The sequence below is a fragment of the Cellulomonas sp. JZ18 genome, assembly GCF_009720485.1.
Lineage (GTDB): Bacteria > Actinomycetota > Actinomycetes > Actinomycetales > Cellulomonadaceae > Cellulomonas.
On record NZ_CP045245.1, the window covers coordinates 271,449 to 289,127 of the forward strand.

Annotated in this window: 13 protein-coding genes and 1 pseudogene; 7 read left to right on the forward strand and 7 right to left on the reverse strand. The window is 76.9% G+C overall.

Features of this window, described 5'->3' with window-relative positions; translation table 11 throughout:
• Positions 1-10 precede the first annotated feature (10 nt).
• On the reverse strand, positions 11-1,726 hold the full coding sequence (locus GC089_RS01240; RefSeq protein WP_155376153.1) for a sodium:proton antiporter: 1,716 nt from the start codon (positions 1,724-1,726) through the stop codon (positions 11-13).
• Between the two features lie 6 nt (positions 1,727-1,732).
• On the reverse strand, positions 1,733-3,142 hold the full coding sequence (locus GC089_RS01245) for an APC family permease (RefSeq protein ID WP_155376154.1): 1,410 nt from the start codon (positions 3,140-3,142) through the stop codon (positions 1,733-1,735).
• A 229-nt stretch (positions 3,143-3,371) separates the two neighbouring features.
• Here GC089_RS01245 and GC089_RS01250 point away from each other — a divergent pair, with 229 nt between their 5' ends.
• Positions 3,372-3,713, forward strand: coding sequence for a YtxH domain-containing protein (locus GC089_RS01250; RefSeq protein ID WP_155376155.1), 342 nt, complete (start codon positions 3,372-3,374; stop codon positions 3,711-3,713).
• Positions 3,714-3,795: 82 nt separating this feature from the next.
• Here GC089_RS01250 and GC089_RS18660 read toward each other — a convergent pair whose 3' ends face one another.
• The 4 genes and pseudogenes from GC089_RS18660 to GC089_RS01265 all read right to left on the reverse strand — a co-directional run bounded on the left by GC089_RS18660 (position 3,796) and on the right by GC089_RS01265 (position 6,611).
• A complete protein-coding gene (locus GC089_RS18660; protein ID WP_230684978.1) occupies positions 3,796-4,014 on the reverse strand; it encodes a hypothetical protein in 219 nt (72 codons plus the stop codon).
• Positions 4,015-4,064: 50 nt separating this feature from the next.
• A pseudogene (locus tag GC089_RS19805) lies at positions 4,065-5,255 on the reverse strand (PepSY-associated TM helix domain-containing protein); the annotation flags it as partial.
• Between the two features lie 103 nt (positions 5,256-5,358).
• Complete coding sequence (locus GC089_RS01260) at positions 5,359-6,003, reverse strand: hypothetical protein (RefSeq protein WP_155376156.1); 645 nt, start codon at positions 6,001-6,003, stop codon at positions 5,359-5,361.
• Between the two features lie 59 nt (positions 6,004-6,062).
• Complete coding sequence (locus tag GC089_RS01265; RefSeq protein ID WP_230684979.1) at positions 6,063-6,611, reverse strand: gluconokinase; 549 nt, start codon at positions 6,609-6,611, stop codon at positions 6,063-6,065.
• Positions 6,612-6,694: 83 nt separating this feature from the next.
• On the opposite strand from GC089_RS01265, the gene GC089_RS01270 reads away from it, so the two are divergent.
• Both GC089_RS01270 and GC089_RS01275 read left to right on the forward strand, forming a co-directional pair.
• The gene (locus GC089_RS01270) at positions 6,695-7,762 is read left to right on the forward strand and encodes a magnesium and cobalt transport protein CorA (RefSeq protein ID WP_155376157.1); all 1,068 of its coding nucleotides are present in this window, start codon (positions 6,695-6,697) and stop codon (positions 7,760-7,762) included.
• A 66-nt stretch (positions 7,763-7,828) separates the two neighbouring features.
• Entirely contained in the window at positions 7,829-9,112 is a 1,284-nt protein-coding gene (locus tag GC089_RS01275; protein WP_155376158.1) for an MFS transporter, read from the forward strand.
• Between the two features lie 10 nt (positions 9,113-9,122).
• Here GC089_RS01275 and GC089_RS01280 read toward each other — a convergent pair whose 3' ends face one another.
• The gene (locus GC089_RS01280; protein ID WP_155376159.1) at positions 9,123-10,580 is read right to left on the reverse strand and encodes a PQQ-binding-like beta-propeller repeat protein; all 1,458 of its coding nucleotides are present in this window, start codon (positions 10,578-10,580) and stop codon (positions 9,123-9,125) included.
• Positions 10,581-10,638: 58 nt separating this feature from the next.
• Here GC089_RS01280 and GC089_RS01285 point away from each other — a divergent pair, with 58 nt between their 5' ends.
• From GC089_RS01285 to GC089_RS01300, 4 genes are all read left to right on the forward strand, one after another.
• Entirely contained in the window at positions 10,639-12,174 is a 1,536-nt protein-coding gene (locus tag GC089_RS01285; protein WP_196250777.1) for a PQQ-binding-like beta-propeller repeat protein, read from the forward strand.
• Between the two features lie 110 nt (positions 12,175-12,284).
• Positions 12,285-13,310: a LacI family DNA-binding transcriptional regulator gene (locus GC089_RS01290; protein WP_155378857.1), complete on the forward strand. Its 1,026-nt coding sequence runs from the start codon at positions 12,285-12,287 to the stop codon at positions 13,308-13,310.
• A 290-nt stretch (positions 13,311-13,600) separates the two neighbouring features.
• A complete protein-coding gene (locus GC089_RS01295) occupies positions 13,601-16,306 on the forward strand; it encodes an esterase family protein (RefSeq protein WP_155376161.1) in 2,706 nt (901 codons plus the stop codon).
• A gap of 74 nt (positions 16,307-16,380) precedes the next feature.
• On the forward strand, positions 16,381-17,562 hold the full coding sequence (locus tag GC089_RS01300; RefSeq protein ID WP_155376162.1) for a hypothetical protein: 1,182 nt from the start codon (positions 16,381-16,383) through the stop codon (positions 17,560-17,562).
• The last annotated feature ends 117 nt before the right edge of the window (positions 17,563-17,679 follow it).

Sequence of the window (17,679 nt, forward strand, 5' to 3'; positions counted from 1 at the left end):
CAGGCGCGCGTCAGGACCCCTCCGACGCCCGCATCTGCACCCCGATCTGCGCGGCGTCGACCCGCACGAGAGCGGCGTCGAGCGACCGCGACGAGTACGCACCGACGTCGCGCAGCCCCAGCAGCGTCTGCCGCTGGGCGTCGAGCAGGACGAGCAGCAGCTGCTGCAGGTCGGCGCGTACCGGGCCCGCGTCGTCGTCGGTGTCGCTCGCGTCGATCGCCGCGAGCTCGAGGCGCGCCCGCTCGACCACCTCGCGCGGGAACGGCGTCCCGTCCCGGCGGCGCAGGCCGTCGTCCTCGAGCCGGCGCAGCGCCGCGTGCCGCAGCTCGGCGCTGAGGGCGTCGCGCTCGCTGCCGTCGTCCGCGGGCCCGTCCGCCAGCCCGAGCCGGCGCACGACCCACGGCAGCGTCGCCCCCTGGACGAGCAGCGTGCCCGCGGCGACCACGAACGCCACCAGGACGAGCAGCGACCGCTGCGGGGTGTCCGACGGCAGCGACTGCGCGGCGGCCAGCGTGACCGCACCGCGCATGCCGGCCCACACGAGGACCACCCCCTCGCGCGGCCCGAACGCCTGCTCGGCGAGGTAGTCGATGTCCGCGAGGCGGCGCCGCACGCGCCGGCGCAGCAGGCCCCGCCGGCGCTCGACCTCCTCGCGCGCAGCACCGGTGGGCCCCGCCTGCGTCTCCAGCCGGTCCTGGGCGCGGGTCAGGACGGCCCGCAGCCGGGGGATCCGCCGCGCCCGCCGGGCGAGCGCCCAGACCGACGCGCCGGCGAACACGGCGCGCACGGCCACGACGACCGCCGCGACGAGCGCGCCGAGGCCCAGGGCCAGCACCTCGCTGCCGTGCGCCTCGCGGACGTCGAGCACGAGACCCGACACCTGGAGCCCCATGAGGAGGAAGACGGCGCTCTCGAGCAGCAGCTCGAGCGTGCGCCAGACGGTCCGCTGCGCGGCGCGGTCCTCGGCCCGCAGCCGGCGCGGACCCCCGTGGCCGGTGACGAGCCCGGCGGTGACGGCCGCGACGAGGCCGGACGCCCCGAGGTGCTCGGCCGGCAGGTACGCGACGAAGGGGGCGACGAGCGAGATGGCGACGTTCGACGTCGCCTGCGCCAGGCGCGCCCGCACCTCGAGCTGCAGCCGGCCCACGACCCACCCGATGAGCACCGCGACCGTGACGGCGACGACGAAGTCCCACGCGACGTCGAGCACCGACACCGCGGCCGCCATCGCGACGACCGCCGAGCGCAGCAGCACGAGCGCGGACGCGTCGTTGAGCAGCGACTCGCCCTCGAGCACGGTGACGATCCGCGGTGACACCCCGGCCTTGCGGACGATGGACGTCGCGACGGCGTCGGTGGGGCTGACGACGGCGCCGACGGCGACGGCCGTGGCCAGGCCGATGTCCGGCAGGAGCGCGTGCAGCACGACCCCGACGACGAGCGCCGACGCCACCACGAGCAGCACCGAGAACACCGAGATGGTCCGCAGGTCGCGGCGGAAGTCCATCGCGGGCACGTTCGCCGCTGCGGAGTACAGCAGCGGCGGCAGGATCACGCCGAGCACGAGCTCGGGCTCGACCTCGATGGGCGGCACGAACGGCAGGAAGCTCACGCCGATGCCGACGAGCACGAGCAGCAGCGGTGCGGCCACCCCGACGCGGGGGGCGAACGACGTGACCGCGACGATGACGACGACGCCGAGGACGATCGCGACGAGCAGGTCCATGCGCCGTCAGGACTCGTGCGTGCCCGCGGGGTCGCCCTGGTCGACCGCGAGCGCGATCCGCTCGCGCTGCCCCTCGGGGCCGACGAAGGCGCGGTTGACCACGTACAGCACGACGCCGATCGCGAGCAGGATGCCGGCGCGTGCGTACACGTCGGCGTCCCGACCGGTCAACGGCGAGGCGAGCACGAGCGAGACGACGGTGCCGACCACGGGCGCCCACGTCGGTGCGCGGAACCCCCGCTCGGCGTCGCCGCGGGGCTTCGCGTCGTCGTCCGCCCGCGAGCGGCGCCGGAGCACGAGCACGGACACGTTGACGGTGGCGAACACGAGCAGCAGCAGGAGCACGGTGGTGTCCGCGAGGCCGGACAGGTCGCCCGTGCTGACGAGCGTCAGGGCGATGACGGTCGTGAAGGCGATCGCCGTCCAGGGCGTGCGGCGCTGGGTGCCGACCCGGCCGAGCCACCCGGGGACGATCCCCTCGCGGGACATCCCGTAGACGACGCGGGAGGCCATGATCATGTTGATGAGCGCGGTGTTCGACACCGCGACGAGGGCGATGAGCGCGAACAGCCACGGCGGGAAGACGAGCCCGGCGACGCGGACGACCTCGAGCAGCGGGCCGGACGACCCGGCGAGCGTGTCGGTCTCCACGAGCATCGACGTCGTGAACGCGACGGCGAGGTAGATGACGCCGGTGATGGCGATGCCGCCGAACAGCGCGCGCGGGAAGTCGCGGCGCGGGTGCCGGCACTCCTCGGCGAGGTTCACGGAGTCCTCGAAGCCGAGCAGGGCGTAGAACGCGAGGGCGGTGCCCCCGAGCACGGCCATCCACGCGGGGCCGTCGGTCGTCAGGGTCATGGCGCGCGACGGGTCGCCCTCCCCGGCGAGGAACGCGCGCGCCCCGATGACGAGGATGACGACGAGCCCGGTGACCTCGATCGCGGTGAGCACGAGGTTCACCCGGACCGACTCGGCCACCCCGATCGCGTTGACGACGGCGATGACCAGCACGAACACCCAGGCGGCGACGAGGGTCGGCACGGTGACGAGCTCGGCGAGGTAGTCCCCGCCGAACGCCCGGGCCGCCGCGCTCGCGCTCGTGATGCCGGACATGAGGACGGCGAACGCGACGAGGAACGTGACGAACGGCCGCCCGAACGCCCGCTGCGCGTACACGGCGGCGCCCGCGGCGCGCGGGAAGCGGCCGACGAGCTCGGCGTACGCGGTGGCCGTGAGCGCGGCGAGCGCGAAGGCCACGACGAACGGGATCCAGATGGCGCCGCCGACCTCGCCCGCGACGCGTCCGGTCAGGGCGTAGATGCCGGCGCCGAGGATGTCCCCGACGACGAACACGAGCAGCATCCGCCGTCCCACCGTCCGCTTCAGCGCGGTGGGCGGCGGCTCCGTGGCGACCATGAGGACCTCCCTGACCTGCGGTGAGGGGAGTCTCCTCCTGGTCGTCGCGCCCCGCCCGCCGAGCGCACGGGGCGCCCGGAGGGCGGGGAGGGCTCGACGGGCGGGCGGGCACGCACCCCCCTACGCTCGGTGACCTCAGGGTGCGCGGCGCGCGGGCAGGCCGCCGCCACCCGACGGCACGTACGTCCCACGACACGACCGGCCGTCGCGGCCGGTCCGAGGAGGTCGCATGAAGGGCAAGCTCACGTTCCTCGTCGGCGCGGGGGTCGGGTACCTGCTGGGCACCCGGGCCGGCCGGCAGCAGTTCGACAAGATCAAGGGCTGGGCGACCGAGACGTGGCAGGACCCGCGCGTCCAGGGCTACGTGAAGGAGGCGGAGTCCGCCGCCACGGACTTCGCCAAGACCCAGGGCGGGGCGCTGAAGGAGAAGGCCGTGAGCACGGCGAAGTCGGCGTTCTCCAAGGGCGAGGGCGACGACACGGGCACGAGCGAGACGTCGCGCCCGCAGACCGCCGCCGACGGCCCGCTCGTCGACGCGGACGACGCCAACCCGAACGGCTCCCGCCTCTGACGCGTCCGACGACGCGCAGCACGACCGCGGGCGGTGGGGTGACCCACCGCCCGCGGTCGCGTCCGGGGTCGGCGGGGGCCGGTCACGTGGCCGCGCGCGCCCGCCGCCGTGCCCGCGCCGCGAGCAGGACGTCGACCGCCAGGAACACCAGCAGCGGCACCCCGAACAGCGGCACGAACCAGCCGACCGCGGCGGCGACGACCAGCACGAGCGCGGCCAGCCACCGGGGCGCCCGCCGGAGCGCGCCGGGCGGCAGCCAGGGCCCGGACCGGACGCCTGGCGGGTCGGGCGCCGCTGCCACCACATGCGGTAGCCGAGCACGACGAGCGTGATCAGACCGACGGCCAGCGCGGCGAGCACCACCTGGTTCACCACGCCGAACAGCTCGCCCATGTGCGCGTAGATGCCCCAGTGCGCGAGCTTCGCCGCGAGGTCCTGGTCGGCGAAGTCGACGCGGTCGACGACCGTGCCGTCCGCGCCGTCGACCGCGACCGCGTCCGCGCGGGTCGGCCAGCCGCTGCCCTGCTCGGAGACGGTCCACGCCTGCCCGGCCTCCGCCGGCGGGGCCAGGCGCAGCGGCTCGCGCAGCCCCTCCGCGAGCGCGACCGCGAGCACCCCGTCGACGCCGACGCCCGCCGTCAGCACGGCGTCCGGCCCGCCGCTGCCGCCCCCGTGCGCCGCGTGCTCGTCGTGCTCGCCGCCGCCCGCGCCGCCGGGCAGCGCCGGGTCGACGTACGCGGTCGTCCAGCCCCACGCCTGCCGCAGCTCGCCGACGTTGGCGCCCGCGCGGGCCGACCACGTCAGCCCCGTCGCGGACAGCGCCAGCAGCCCCAGCGCGGCGACGATCCCCACGACGCCGTGCCACGACAGGGTCCGCCGCCGTCCGGGGCGCACCCGCTCGGGCACGACGAGCCGACGCCGGCGGCCGCGCCGGGCGGAGCGCGCGACCCACATCACGACGCCACCGAGCACGACCACCCACAGCCAGGACGCCGCGGTCTCGGAGTAGACGCGGCCCGGCTCGCCGAGCAGCAGGTGACGGTGCAGGTCGTCGAGCGTCCAGCGCACGGGCAGGAAGCCCGTGTACGTCGTGAGCGCGCCGCGGACCTCCGCGCTGTACGGGTCGACGAAGACGGTGCGGTCCTTGCCCTCGGGGACGTCGTCGACCGCGAGGACCACCCGCGTGGTGCCCTCGGGCGTCGCCGCCTGCTGCACCTGCACGACCGTGCCCTCGGGGTGGGCGTCGCGCGCGGCGGCGACCTGCTCGGCGAGCGGGAGGCGCTCGGCGCCGACGGCGTCGACGGTGAGCTCGTGCCGGTGCACGACCGCCTCGAGCTGCGGGGCGACCGAGTAGAGCAGGCCCGTGAACGCGGCGACGAGCAGGAAGGGACCGACGAGGACGCCGGCGTAGAAGTGCAGGCGCAGCAGCAGCGGCTGCACCACGGACCAGAGGGACGCGGGCGCGGGGGACGGTGGGGCCGGGTCCGCCGGGCGCTCGTCGGGGCGCTCGTCGGGCAGGACGGTGGGCGGGGTGGACGTCATGGCGGGTCCTCGGGGTGCGCAGGGGTGCGCGCAGCCCACCCGACGGCGGGCGGACGGGCGCACGAGGGCAGGGGGACGCCGCCCCGGGGACCCGTGCCGCGGGTCAGGGGGCGACGCGCAGGCGCGCGGGCGGACCCCGGCGGCGCGCGGAGGAGCCCAGTGCGGCACCGGGCGACGCCGGTCTCGGCCGGGCCGTCACCGGGAGGGGCCGCGGCTTCGCCGCGACGGGCGCCGTCGTGCGGACGAGGAGCGGCAGGACGCGGGTCAGCCACGCGGCGGCGGCGCGTGCCGCGCGGTCGGTCGCGACGAGCACGACGGCGGTGGCGACGGCGGCCGCGACGTGGGCGAGCAGCATCGGCAGGTCGTGCAGGACGGGCTCCGCGTCGACGGGGACGACCTGCCGGCCCGCAGCCGCGCCGGGGACGGCGACGGGCGTGCCGGGGTGGTGCCCCGCCCGGCCGACGGCCGGGGTGCCGGCCCCGGTGCCCGCTGCCGCGGCGGTGAACGCGTGGTGGAGGACGACCTGGAGGACCGCGCCGACGGGCGCCAGCACGCTGACGCGGAACGTCCGGGGGCCGCTGACGGGCAGGAGCGCGGCGGTCGTCAGGGCGAGGAGCGCCGCCGCGACGTCGCTGCGCGGGGCGGTCCCACCGGCCGCGAGGTGGGCCGCCGCGGCGGTGGACAGCGCCGTGGCGGCCACGAGCAGCGCCCGGGCCGTCCGCAGCGCACCACCCGCCGTCGGGTCCACCCGCGCACCGTACGGAGGGCGGCGGCGCCCGCGGCAGGGTGCGAGGGACGCCGAACCGTTTAGGGGTGCCGGTGCGCGGGCTCGGTCCGCTCGGCCCGCACGCCCAGCAGCCGCAGCGCGTCGGCCACGGTCGCGCCGACGTCGCCGCGCACCTCGACGCTCACCCCGTCCTCGTCGGCCTGGAGCCGCTCGAGCAGCGCGAGCTGGGACTCCAGCAGCGTCGGCGGCATCCAGTGGCCCGAGCGGGCGGCCACGCGCCGGCGCAGGAGGTCCGGCGGCACGTCGAGCAGCACGAACCGCACACGCCCCTCTGCCGCGGTCAGGGTCGCCCGGTACACGCGGCGCAGCGCCGAGCAGGCCACGACGGTCGAGCGACCGGCGCGCGCCTGCGCTGTCATCGCATCCCGCACGGCCTCCAGCCACGGCCACCGGTCGTCGTCGGTGAGAGCGACGCCGCTGCTCATCTTCGCGACGTTCGGCTCCGGGTGCAGGTCGTCCCCCTCCACGAACGGCCGGTCCAGCCGCGCCGCGAGGCCGCGACCGACGCTCGACTTGCCGGTGCCGGAGACGCCCATGACGACCAGGTGCTCGACGGGTGCGCTGTCCACGCGCCCACCCTGCCACCCGCCGCGGCTGCGCGGGCCGGCTGCGGGCGACGGGGGTACGGTCGCCCGCGACGGGAGGAGGGCGCGTGGCGGCGAGCAGCAGCGAGGCGGTCGACGGCACGGGCGCCGCTCGGCCCGGCGCACCGGGAGCGGACCGCGTCGTCGTCGACTCCGCGCTCTACGTCGACGGGCGGCGGCAGGCCGGCCCGCTCTCCGTCGCGCAGGCGGCCGCGGCCGCGCGCGGCGAGGACGGCTTCGTCTGGCTGGGCCTGCGCCACCCCACCGCCGAGGACGTCGTGGACGTCGCCGCCGCGTTCGGGCTGCCCGACCTCGCCGTCGAGGACGCCGTCAAGGCCCACCAGCGGCCCAAGCTCGAGGTGTACGACGACGTCGTGTTCGTCGTCCTCAAGCCCGTGCGGTACGTCGACCACGACGAGGTCGTCGAGGTCGGCGAGATCGCGATGTTCCTCGGCCCGCGGTTCGTCGTCACCGTCCGGCACGGCCACGGCGAGGTGCTCGGCCGGGTGCGGGCCGAGATGGACCGCGGCGAGGGCCCGGCGGCGGGGTTCGGCCCGGCGGGCGTGCTGTACCGGGCGGCGGACCTCGTCGTCGACGGGTACGAGCAGGCGCTCGAGGAGATCAACACGGACGTCGACGACATCGAGGCGCGCGTGTTCGGCCCCGGGCAGGGCAACCACGCGGAGCGGATCTACAAGCTCAAGCAGGAGGCGGCCGAGCTGCGCCGCGCCGTGCTGCCGCTCGGCCGTCCGCTGCAGCGGCTCGTGGAGGCGGAGGTGCCGCACGTGCCCGAGGCCGCCGCCCCGTACTTCCGCGACGTGCAGGACCACCTGCTGCGCGCCGCCGACGCGGTCGAGGCCGTCGAGCGCCAGCTCGGCGACGTGCTGCAGGCCAACACCGCGCGCGTCACGGTCGGGCAGAGCGAGGTCGCGCTGCGGCAGAACGGCGACATGCGCAAGATCTCCGCGTGGGCGGCGATCGCGCTCGTCCCCACCGCGATCGCCGGCGTGTACGGCATGAACTTCGACCACATGCCGGAGCTGCACTGGGTCTACGGGTACCCGGCCGTGCTCGTCGTCATCGGCACCACGTGCGTCGTGCTGCACCGGGTGCTCCGGCGCAACGGCTGGCTGTAGACGACGAGGCGAGCGTCACGCCCGCCCCACGCGGGTGCCGCCGCGCCCCCGCCGTAGCATCGCCCGGTGCGCCACCTGCTCGTCGACCTGACCCCCGTGCGGGTCAGCCCGGCGTTCCGGCGGCTGTGGCTCGGGCTGTCGGTGGCGAACCTCGGCGCGCAGCTCACGGTCGTCGCCGTCGGCCTGCAGGTGTACGCGCTGACGGCCTCGACGCTGGCCGTCGGCGTGCTCGGGCTGTGCGCGCTCGTCCCGCTCGTCGTGTTCGGGCTGTACGGCGGCGCGCTCGTCGACCACTACGACCGGCGCACGGTCGCGCTCGTCGCGTCGGTCGTCAGCTGGGTCGCCGTGCTCGTGCTCGTCGCGCAGGCGGTGCTCGGCAACGAGCACGTCGGGCTGCTGTACGCGCTGGTCGCGGTGCAGTCGGCGGCCGGCGCCGTGAACTCCCCGGCGCGGTCCGCGATCATCCCGCGGCTGCTCGAGGCGCGGCTCATGCCCGCGGCCAACGCGCTGCAGACCATCGGGTGGAACACCGCGCTCACGGTGGGCCCGCTCGCCGGGGCCGTGCTCGTCGCGTCCGTCGGGTACGCGTGGGCGTACGCGGTCGACGCCGTGCTGTTCACGTTCGCGCTCACCGCCCTGCTGCGCCTGCCGCCCGTCCCGCCCGAGCCGTCCGCGAACCGCCGCGAGCGCCTCGGCCTCGGCTCGGTCGTCGACGGCCTGCGCTACCTCGGCACGCAGCCGAACGTCCGGATGACGTTCCTCGTCGACATCGTCGCGATGGTCACGGCCATGCCGCGCGCGCTGTTCCCGGCCGTCGGCGTCCTGTACCTGGGCGGCGGGGAGGCGACGACGGGCGCGCTGACCGCCGCGATCGCGGTCGGGGGGATCGTCGCCGGGCTGTTCAGCGGCGGGCTCGCCCGCGTGCGGTGGCAGGGGCGGATCATCGCCGCCGCCATCACCGCGTGGGGCCTGTCGGTCGTCGGGTTCGGCGTGGTCCTCGTCGCGGCGGGACGCACGTCGCCCGACCACGTCCTGCCCGTCGCGCTCGTCCTCGCGCTGTCCACGCTCGCGCTCGCGGGCGCCTCCGACACGGTCTCGTCGGTGTTCCGCCAGACCATCCTGCAGACCGCCACCCCGGACGACATGCGCGGGCGCCTGCAGGGCGTGTTCGTCGTCGTCGTGGCGGGTGGCCCCCGCCTGGGCGAGCTGGCGCTCGGTGCCGCGTCGACGCGGGTCGGCGAGGGCTGGGCGGCGGTGGCCGGCGGCGTCGCGTGCGTCGTCCTGCTGTGGGTGCTGGTGCGCGCGCAGCGCACCTTCTGGCACTACGACGCCCGGAACCCCACCCCCTGACGCGCCCGCGTCAGCCCAGGACCAGCAGGCGGTCGCCCGTGCCCGCGACGAGCAGCCGCGCCCACGGCTGCACCGAGACGACGTCGGGCGGCAGCGTCACCGTGCGCCGCTGCCGCCCGTCCGCGGGGTCCAGCCCGACGAGCACGCGGCGGCCGACGTCGCCGGCGACCGTCTGCGGCTCGTAGAGCAGCGTGCCGTCCGTGAGGACGCCGGTGGGGACCACCCCTGCCGGGCGCTCGTGCTCCCACAGCGGCGCACCGGTCCGCCCGTCGAGCGTCAGGAGCCGGTCACCGGACGAGAGGTGGACCCGCCCGCCGAGCAGGGCGGCGGTGGTGACGAGCGGCGTGGGTGCCTCCCACCGGACCTCGCCCGTGCGGTCGTCGACCGCGCGCACCCGCCCGCCGCCCTGCGCGAGCAGGACGCCGGGCACGGACCCGTCGTCGACGGTGACGCGCAGCAGGCGCCCGGCGACGCGCACGTCGCGGTCCGCGCGCAGGACGTCCGCGTGCTCGCCGTCGGGCACGGCGACCTCGACACGTCCGTCCGGCAGCACCGTGGCGTCGGCGGGTGCCGTCCCGCGCACCGGGTCCCGCAGCGGACGGCCGTCCGCCGGGTCGAGCAGCAGGACGGACCCGTCGCGCAGGAGGACCGCCACCGTGCCGTCGGGCAGCGTCGCGACGTCGGCGAGCCCCGGGGCCCCCACCCCGCCGGAGAGGACGTCCACGTCGACGTCCGGCAGGGCCGTGCTCCACAGCACGGCGCCGCCGGCGACGTCCACCGCCCACACGTGGGACGCGCGGGCGGCGTCGGTGCCGTGGAGCACGACCGTGTCGCCGGCGAGGGTCATCGCGTGCGCGGGCACGTCACCGAGGCGCGCGTCGTGCTCCGCCACCACCGCGCCCGTGCCCGTCTCGACCACGAGCACCCGCGCCGTGGTCGTCGTCGTCGTGAAGCTGCTCGTGCCCTCCGAGACGAGGTACGCGTCGCTGCCGAGGCACACGACGCGGTCGGCCCCCGCGGTGGCGCAGACGCTGCCGACGGGGACCGTCGTGCCGCCCCGCTCGCCCGGCGCCGGCACGAGGGGCACGCGCCAGCGGACGTCGCCGTGAACGGCGTCGAACGCCACCGCGTCCTGCGCGCCGTCCTCGGTGGTGCGCACCGCGACGAGCGCGCGCGGGTCCTGCCGGCCCGCGGCCGGTGCCAGCCACCGGTCCGGGGACCAGCGGACCGTCAGGGCGTCGGGCAGCGGTGCGACCGCCCCGGCGACGTCGAGCACCCGGTCGAGCCGTGCGCGCTCACGCGCGTCGACGACCTGCTCGGCGACCACCAGCGCGAGGAGCAGCAGCGCCGCGGCCGCGACGAGCGTCCACGGGCGGGGCCGGCGGCGCCCGGGCGGGTCGGCCCCCGGCGCGTCGTCGGGCCCCTCCTCGAGCAGCTCCAGGTCGTGGGTGCCCCGCTCGCCGCCCATGGTCCGCACGCTAGCCGACCGGCCCCACCCGCCGGTCCGGCGGCGGTACCGTCCCGCCATGGCGCTGCGCGACGTCGAGCTCGTCGAGGAGGTCCCGCCGGAGCCGGGCCCGACCGGCCGCGACGACGTGCGCCCGCCGTGGCGCCGCCACCCCCGCCGCACGGCCGCGGTGGCCGCCGTGCTCGTCGTCGCCGTCGCTGCCGCCGTCGGCCTCGAGCTGCGGACCCGGGCCGACGACGCCGCCCGGGTCTCGGCGCTGCGCGCGGTGCCCGGCGTGCTGGGGCCCGTCGACCCCGCGCTGCCGGTCGCCCGGCGGCTGACGGCCGACGACGCCGCCGGGCAGGTGCTGGCCATGGCGCTGCTCCACGGCGTCCGCGCGGGCGGCGTCACGGTGACGGGCGGGCAGGACGGGTCGCGTGGGGTGGTGGTCGGCGTGGACCTGGGCACGGGTGCGGAGGTCTGGCGGACGGCGTTGCCGGCGCGCGGGCACGAGGGCGACGTCGAGCTCGCGCACGTGTGGTGCACGGCCTCGCAGGAGGACGTGACCGCGAGCCGGCAGGGGCGCCGGCACCCGGTGGAGGACGGGCTCGTCGGCTGCGTCTCGACCTGGCGTCCGCGGGTGGACGACGCGGCCGTCCTCGACGGCACGACCGACGTCCCCACGCTGTTCGCCGTCGACCCCGTCGACGGGCGCGCCCGGCAGGTCGCCGAGCTGCCCGCCGGTGCGTCCACGACGCGCGTGGACGACGGGTGGGTGGTGGTGAGCGCCGCGGACGGGCCGGTCGTCGTGGAGCACCGCGGCGACGACGGGGCGTCGCGCTGGCGCACGGTGCTGGAGGGTGCGCGCTCCGCGCCTCCGCCGTGGTCCGGCCCGGTCGTGGGGCGAGGCGCGGTGCTGGTGACGACGCCCGACGACGGCGCCTGGCTGCTCGGGCTGTCCGACGGGTCGGTCGCGCGGCGTCTGCCGGACGCGCGCGGCACGGGCGGTCTCGTGCTGCCGGGCGGGGACGTCGTCGTCGCCGAGCGCGGGCAGGGCGAGGGACCGGGCGTGCTGCACCGTGCCGACGGCACCAGCGACGACCTCGACGGCGAGGTCCTCGTCCCGGTGGAGGTGGACGACGGCAGCCTCGGCGACGTCCTGCTCACGAGCCGCGGCAGCCTGTCCGTGACGCTGCGCCGGCCCGACGGCGCGGTGGTCTGGCGGGCGGACGCACCGCTGACCCAGGCGATGGTCGTGGACGGGACGGTCGTGGGCGTGACGGCCGGCGAGGTCGTGCGGCTCGACGGCGACGACGGCGCCACCCGGTGGCGCGCGCGCCGCCCGCTCGTCGACCCCTACCCGTACCTGCTCACCGACGGGGCCGTGGTGATGCTCGCGACCACCGGCGGCGTCGACGCGTGGACGTTCGACGGTGAGCCGGCGTGGGCCGGCCGCCCCGACCGGACGTCGGCCGAGCCCCGGCTGCGCGCCGTCGCCCCCGACCCCAGCCCGCCACCGGTCGGCGAGGAGGCGCCGCTCGACGTGTTCTGGGCGGTGACGCCCGACGGGCGGCTGCTCGCGCAGGTCGCCGAGCAGCTCCTGGTCCTCGGCTGACGCCTGCGCGGCGTCGTCCACCGGTCCGGTAGATTGCCGGGGCTCCGGCGCGGGGCACCGGGCCGCCGCGGCCGTGGCGCGACGTCGCGAAGGGGGTCGTTGTGGCGACGATGGTCGACGTCGCGCGGCTCGCCGGCGTCTCGGTGAAGACGGTCTCGAACGTCCTCAACGGCTACCCGTACATCCGTGAGACCACCCGCAGCCGTGTGCTCGCCGCCATCGACGAGCTCGGCTACGAGCTGAACGTGACGGCGCGCAGCCTGCGCTCCGGCCGCACCGGGATGATCGGCCTCGCGGTGCCGGAGCTGGGGCAGCCGTACTTCGGCGAGCTGGCCGACGAGGTGCTGGCCGCCGCGCGCCGGCACGGCGTGCAGGTGCTGATCGAGCCGACCGGCTTCACGCGCGAGGGCGAGCTGGCGGCGCTGCGCGAGCCGCGCCGGGGCCTCATCGACGGGCTCGTCTTCAGCCCGGCCGCGCTGGAGCAGGGCGACGCGCCGCTGCTGGAGGAGGTCGGCTACCCGCTGGTGCTGCTGGGCGAGCAGATCTTCTCCCCGCGCGTGGACCACGTGACGATGCGCAACGTCGAGGGCTCGCGTGCCGCGACGGACCTGCTGCTCGACGCGGGCCGGCGGCACATCGCGGTCATCGGCATGCTGCACGCCGAGACCGCCGGGTCGGCCGCGCTGCGCTTCACGGGCTACCGCGAGGCGCTGGCGGCGCGGGGCATGCAGGTCGACGAGCGCCTGCTCGGGTGGGCGGACGACGGCTGGCACCGGGCCAACGGCGCGCGCGCCATGGCCGCGGTGCTGGACACCGGGGCGCCCGTGGACGGCGTCGTCGCCTTCAACGACGCGCTGGCGATCGGGGCGATGTTCGAGCTGCAGGTGCGCGGCCTGGCGATCCCGCGCGACGTCGCCGTGATCGGGTTCGACGACATCGAGGACGCGCGCTACTCCGTGCCGTCGCTGACGACCGTCGACCCGGGCCGGCGGGAGATCGCCGACGTGGCGGTCGAGCTGATCGTGCGGCGGGTCGAGGAGCGGCTGTCCCCGCCGGACGTGCCTGCGCCGCCGGTGCTGCACCTGGCCGACCTGCGGATCGTGGAGCGCGAGAGCACGCCCCGTCGCGACCGCTGACGCCGCGGCCTCGCCGCCGGCGCCCCGCCTCGGAGGGTGCGCTGCCGTCCGCTGCGCCCGGTCTGGCCCCGGCCCCCGCCCCACCTGTCATCGCACCTCTTGACGGCTGCCTCGGACAACCGCGACGATTCGGGCGACCCGTCTTCTACGACGTTGTAGAAGTGCGGTCGTCGTGCAACGTTGTAGATGCCGGCGGGTCGGGACCGGCCGGGCGGGGGAGAGCGGTGCGTCACGGGCCGGAGGGTCCAGGACGTCGCGCGCCCGCCGCCCGGCGACGCGAGGAGGAATCGATGGCGATGACTCGAGGAGGGCCCGGTGGCGCACGCACGGTCGGACGGCTGCTGCCGGCCTCCGCGGCCGGCGCGGCACTCGTGCTGGGTGCGGCGGTGAGCGGCGCGTCCGGCGCCGCGGCGGCGGAGGGGCCGGCGCCCGACCCGTGGGTGTCGGTGATCCCGGAGGGGTACCACCGGTTCACGGTCCCCCAGGCCGAGGCCGAGCGGATCGTGGGCGAGCGCCCCGCGGTGCTCGAGCTGCAGGGGAACATCGGGCCGAGCGGCACCTGGTCGGACCTGGCGCTCGACCCCAGCGGCGAGAGCTACCAGGGCACGGTGGGCCCGCTCGCGCCGGGGCTGTACCACTACCAGTACACGGCGACCGCGGCGGACCGGACGAAGACGTCCTTCAAGGAGCCGACCAGCCCCGTCGCCGTGACCTCGCACCCGACGTGGAACACGTTCTTCGTGCCCGGCCCGTCGGTGCAGTGGATGGCCGACGTGCCCGCGGGCGGCGCCGTCGAGGAGCTGACGTGGACGAGCCCGTCCACGGACGACGAGCACGAGGCCCTCGTCTGGACGCCCCCGGGCTACGACGACGAGCGCGCCGACGCCTACCCGGTGCTGTACCTGCTGGCGGACGGCGACCAGTCGGCGCGCGAGTGGGCCGAGCTGGGCCGCGCCCCGCAGGTGCTGGACAACCTGGCCGCCGAGGGCCGGCTCGAGCCGATGGTCGTCGTCATGGCGCAGGTCGGCGGCGGCGACGCGCGCACCGAGCTGCTCGACGGGGTGGTCACCGCCACGCGCGACGCCTTCCACGTCTCCGACCGGGGCGACGACCAGGCCGTCGCGGGCATCGGGGACGGTGCGGCGCAGGCGCTGGGCGTCCTGCGCACGGACCCGGGCGCGTTCGGCTCCGTCGGCGCGTTCTCGGGCCGGCTCAACGGGTCGCTGAGCGCCGCCACGGCGGAGGAGGTCAACGCCCGCACCGACCTGCTGCGCGTCTACGTGGGCAACGAGCTCGACCCGTCGTTCAACCGCACGTACGCGCTGCTGCGCACCCTCACGGCGGCGGGCGTCGAGCACGAGTTCGACGGCGTCGACCCCGACTCGGGCGGCACGTGGGACACGTGGCGCGAGGGCCTGCGGGACTTCGCGGGGCGCCTGTTCCGGGACGTCGACGACCACGGCCCGCGGGCCGGGCACCGCCCGCTCGACGCGCCGTACACGCCACCCGCGCCGGGGTCGGTCACGACCCCGCACGTCGACGAGCACGGCATCGTCACCTTCGAGACCGGCACGCAGTGGGCCGACGCGAAGGACGTGACGGTGTGGGCCAACTGGGCGCCCAACGGCGCGTGGTTCCGGGTGCCGATGACGAAGGTCGGCGACCGGTGGCGCGTGCAGGTCGGCCCGCTCGACGGCTTCTACTACTACCGCTACGTCGTCGACGGCGTGGACCACAAGGACCCCGCCGACACGGTGAACACCCTCACCGGGGTCAGCCCGCTGTTCGTGCCGGGCGAGACCGACCGCATGCTCACCGACGTCCCCGAGGGCCGCGGCGGGGAGCTGTCCGTGCTGACGTACGACAGCGCGGTCGCCGGCGAGGAGCGCTCGGCCTACGTGTGGACGCCGCCCGGCTACGACGCGGACCGCGCGGAGCCGTACCCCGTGCTGTACCTCAACCACGGCGGCGGGCAGAGCTGGGGCGACTGGGTCGAGGTCGGCCGCGCGAAGCAGATCCTCGACAACCACTCCGTCGACGGGGCGATCGTCCCGATGGTCGTCGTGATGGGCAACGGCAACGTGCCCGACTTCCCGGCGGAGCTGCTGGAGAACCTCGCGCCGGCGGCACGCGCGGAGTACAACATCGCGCCCGACGGCGCGCGGCAGGCGCTGGCGGGGCTCTCGATGGGCGCCATGAACACGCTCAACACGTGGCTCACGCACCCGGGCGAGTTCCAGTGGATCGGCGCGTTCTCCGGCGGGCTGTTCTTCGGCACGCCGCAGTTCGACCCGGCCGCGGTCAACGCGGGCACGCGCCTGGCCCGGATGTACACCGGTGACGTCAGCGACTTCACCTACGGCCTGACCATGGACCTGCTGCGCCTGCTGGACGAGCGCGGCGTGGAGCACGAGTTCGCCGGCGTCACCCAGGGCCCGCACGGGTTCGACACGTGGCAGGCCAACCTGATCGACTTCCTGCCCCGGATCTTCCGGGAGACGACGGGCGACGTGACGGTCCGCGCGACCGTGCCCGAGGAGGCGGGCGGGGTGCTCGCGCTCACGGTGGCGGGCGACCGGGCCGTCGACCTCGGGCCGGCGCAGAACGCGGGCGACCGCCTGCGCTTCACCGGGGAGCTGCCGGACGTGACCGTGAGCGACTCGCGGTCGGTCGCGCAGGCGGGTGCGGGGGGCTGGGCCGTCAACGGCCAGGCGCACACCTTCACCTCCGGCACGCGGGTGCTCGGGGGCGAGCACCTCGGGTGGGTGCCGCGGGTGACGACGCCGCGGGCCGGCCTGGTCGCCGGGGACGCACGCGCCACCCGGCTCGCCGGCGGCGACGGCCTCGCCGTGCCGGCGCGGCTGGCCACGGCCGGGCCCGAGGGCCGGCAGGGCTCGGCGACGCTCGGGGCCCAGCTGCGGCTCGAGGTGCCCGTCGACACCCGGCCGGGGACCTACGAGGGCGCGGTGACGCTCTCGCTGTTCCCCGTCGACTGACCCGGGGCGCCGTCCCCACGCGTGCGCGCACGGCGGCCGCCGCCGTGCGCGCACGCAGGCCACCAGGAGGTCCCATGCTCCCCGGCACGCTGCGCGCCGCGCTGGCCGCGCTCGTCCCGCTCGTCGCGCTCGCGGTCGTCCCGCCGGCGGCGGCGGCCCCGGCCCCCGAACCCGTCGCGCCGTCGGCGGCGCCCGTCGCGCCCGCGGCGCCCGTCACCTGGACGATGCAGCCGTCCTCCGCCGAGGGACCGGACGGCCGGGTCTCGCTGCGGCACGTCCTCGACCCGGGGGCGTCCGTCGCGGACCACGTCACGGTCGCCAACCTCGGGGAGGCCCCGGCGACGTTCCTGGTGCACGTCGGGGACGGCACCGTGTCGCCGGCCGGCGACTTCGACGTCCTGCCGGTGGACGAGGGGCCCCGTGACGGCGGCGCGTGGGTCACGCTCGGCGACGTCGAGGGCGCCGAGCGGCTGGGGCCGGGCAGCCTGCGCGTGAGCGTGCCGGCGGCGTCCGCCGTGACGGTCCCGCTGACGATCGCGGTGCCGGCCGACGCCCGCCCGGGCGACCACCCGGCGGGGGTCGTGGCCGAGCTCGTCGACGCGGGACCGAGCCGGGTGCGCTTCGCCGCGCGGGTCGGCGTCCGCGTGCACCTGCGCGTGGCGGGCGAGGTGACCGCCCGGCTCGTGGCGGACGACGTGCGGGCGCGGTGGCAGCCGTCGTGGAACCCCTTCTCCCCCGGCACGGTGCGCGTGACGTACGCGCTGGTGAACAGCGGCGACGTGCGCCTGGGCGCGCGGGGGACCGTGTCCGCCTCCGGGCCCTTCGGTGCCGGCGCGACGCACCGCGACGCGGACCGGCGCGAGGTGCTGCCCGGCGGGTCGGCGCAGGAGGTGGTGGACCTGCCCGCGTGGCCGCTGCTGCGCACGGGCGTGCGCGTGCACGTCGCGCCGACGGTCGTCGGCGAGGACGCGGTCGACGCACGGCTCGAGGCGACCGCCGTGGAGGTGACGGCGTGGACGCCGCCGTGGTCGCAGCTGGCGCTCCTCGCGCTGGTCGCGGCCCTGCTCGTCGCCGTCCGCGCGCTGCGGCGACGTGCCGCGCGGCGCGTGCAGGCCCGCATCGACGCCGCGGTGGTCGCCGCCACGACGCCGCCGGCACGGCCCGCCCCGCCGGCCTCCTCGCCGCCCGCCCCGCGGCCCTCCTCACCGCCCGCGGCACCCCGGCCCGACGTCGTCCCCCGCGTGACCGAACCGTGATCTACATCGATTGACACGGACACTTCGCCCTTGCCACGGTGGCAGCCGGACGCTCGTCTACAACGATGCAGACGAGCCGGCGGCGCACGCCCTCGCGGCGCCACCCGGGAGCGTCCT